The organism is Pseudoalteromonas sp. SIMBA_162 (assembly GCF_046535955.1).
GTDB classification, from domain to species: Bacteria; Pseudomonadota; Gammaproteobacteria; order Enterobacterales; family Alteromonadaceae; genus Pseudoalteromonas; species Pseudoalteromonas marina.
The window spans coordinates 1-228 of sequence record NZ_JAWJBQ010001415.1 but is presented as its reverse complement, the minus strand read 5'-3'; the positions used below and the strand labels follow the sequence as shown (position 1 = coordinate 228).

At 54.4% G+C, this 228-nt stretch carries 1 protein-coding gene; it reads right to left on the bottom strand.

All coding sequences use genetic code 11. The features are described 5' to 3' along the window. The coding region (locus R0J88_RS24270) for a fructose-bisphosphatase class II (protein ID WP_410901497.1) at positions 1 to 228 on the bottom strand (228 nt) is incomplete at both ends.

Genomic DNA, 228 nt, shown 5'->3' with positions numbered 1-228 from the left:
AGCTTCTCCATATACATATCTGGCGCGTTGAGGAAACAGCCTTTATCGCCTACTGCCAGCACCGCCAGCGCGTTAGCCTGGCCCATCGCCGTCATGCGCGTGCCTTCAATCGGATCAACAGCAATATCTACCGCGTCGCCGCGACCAGTACCGACTTTTTCACCAATGTAGAGCATCGGTGCTTCGTCGATTTCACCTTCACCAATGACGATGGTGCCGTCAATGTTG